Raw genomic sequence first — 2,050 nt, 5'->3', positions numbered from 1 at the left:
AACTACGCCGCCGCCAACACCTACCTCGACGCCCTCGCACACCACCGCCACACCCAAGGACTCCCCGCCACCTCCCTCGCCTGGGGCCTGTGGGACCAGGCGAGTGGCATGGCGAGCGGTCTGGACGCGGTCGACCTCGCCCGTCTGGAGCGGCTGGGCATCGCACCGTTCAGTGCGGAGGAAGGGCTCGCCCTCTTCGACGCGGCACTCGGCACGGAGCACCCCGCGCTCGTACCGGCCCGGCTGGACCTGGCCGCGCTCCGTGCCCGGGCCGAGCACGTCCCGGCCGTGCTCCGCGGCTTCGTCCGCACCCCTGCGCGGCCGACGAAGCGCGACGAGGCGTCGCTGGGCCGAACGCTGGCCGGTCTCCCCGAGGATCAGCAGCGGGCCCGGCTGGCGGACCTCGTCCGTCGGGCAGCAGCCGGCGTACTCGGTTACGGCGAGGCCCAAGCCGTGGACGCGGCACGCGAGTTCAAGGCGCTGGGCTTCGATTCGCTGATGGCGGTCGAGCTCCGCAACCGTCTCAACACCGCCACCGGCCTGCGCCTGCCCGCCACGCTCGTCTTCGACCACCCCACGCCCTCCGCACTGGCCGACCACCTGCGCCGGCAGCTCGTCGGAACGTCGACGGCAGAACCGGTCAGCACCGCGACCGTCGTCGCGACGACCGACGACCCGATCGTCATCGTCGGCATGGCCTGCCGCTACCCCGGCGGAGTCACGTCACCCGAGGACCTCTGGCAGCTCGTCGCCAACGGAACCGACGCCATCGGCGACTTCCCCACCGACCGCGGCTGGAACCTCGACGACCTCTACGACCCCGACCCCGCCAAAGCCGGACACACCTACACCCACAAGGGCGGCTTCCTCCACGACGCCGCCGACTTCGATCCCGAGTTCTTCGGCCTGAGCCCGCGCGAGGCCCTGGCCACCGACCCCCAGCAGCGCCTCCTCCTGGAGACCGCCTGGGAAACCCTCGAACGCGCCGGAATCGACCCCACCGCGCTGCGCGGCAGCCAGACCGGCGTCTTCACCGGCGTCATGTACAACGACTACGCGTCCAGGCTCCACCACATGCCGGCCGAGCTGGAGGGCTATCTCACCAGTGGCAGCGCGGGCAGTGTGGCCTCGGGCCGGGTGGCCTACACCCTCGGTCTGGAAGGCCCGGCCGTCACCGTCGACACGGCCTGCTCCTCCTCGCTGGTGGCCCTGCACCTGGCCGCGCAGGCGCTGCGCAACGGTGAGTGCACGCTCGCGCTGGCGGGCGGCGTGACCGTCATGGCCACGCCCAAGACCTTCATCGAGTTCAGCCGCCAGCGCGGCCTGTCGGCGGACGGCCGCTGCAAGGCCTTCTCCGCCGACGCCGACGGCACCGGCTGGAGCGAGGGCGCGGGTCTCGTCCTCCTGGAGAAGCTCTCCGACGCGCGGCGCAACGGCCACCAGGTGCTGGCAGTGGTGAGTGGTTCGGCGATGAATCAGGACGGTGCGAGCAACGGTCTGACCGCGCCCAACGGTCCCGCGCAGGAACGCGTCATCCGGCAGGCGCTGGCCAGTGCCCGGCTGGAGCCCTCCGACGTGGACGTCGTCGAGGCCCACGGCACCGGCACCAAACTCGGCGACCCCATCGAAGCCCAGGCCATCCTCGCCACCTACGGACAGAACCGGCCCACCGACCGCCCCCTCCACCTCGGCTCACTCAAATCCAACATCGGCCACACCCAAGCAGCCGCAGGCGTCGCCGGCGTCATCAAAATGGTCATGGCCATGCACCACGGCGTGCTGCCGAAGACCCTGCACGTGGGCGAGCCCACCCCGCACGTCGACTGGTCGTCCGGGGCCGTCTCGCTGCTCACCGAGACGGCGCCGTGGAAGACGGACGCGAACCGCCCCCGCCGCGCCGCCGTCTCCTCCTTCGGCATCAGCGGCACCAACGCCCACCTCATCCTCGAACAACCGGCTCCGGGGCAGGAGGCGCGGCCCGTCCCGGACACGGCCGGCCCCACGTCCTGGGTGTTGTCCGCGAAGGGCGAGAACGCGCTACGGGACCAGG

The 2,050-nt window shown here is 71.9% G+C and carries 1 protein-coding gene; it reads left to right on the top strand.

What is annotated here, in order from left to right; all coding sequences use genetic code 11:
- A partial coding sequence (locus ACWDBB_RS36140) for a type I polyketide synthase (protein ID WP_449793643.1) occupies positions 1–2,050 on the top strand: 2,050 nt, incomplete at both ends.

The sequence above is a fragment of the Kitasatospora sp. NPDC001095 genome (genome assembly GCF_053598615.1).
Note: the sequence above shows the minus strand (reverse complement) of the source record. Positions and strands in the feature narration are given on the sequence as shown.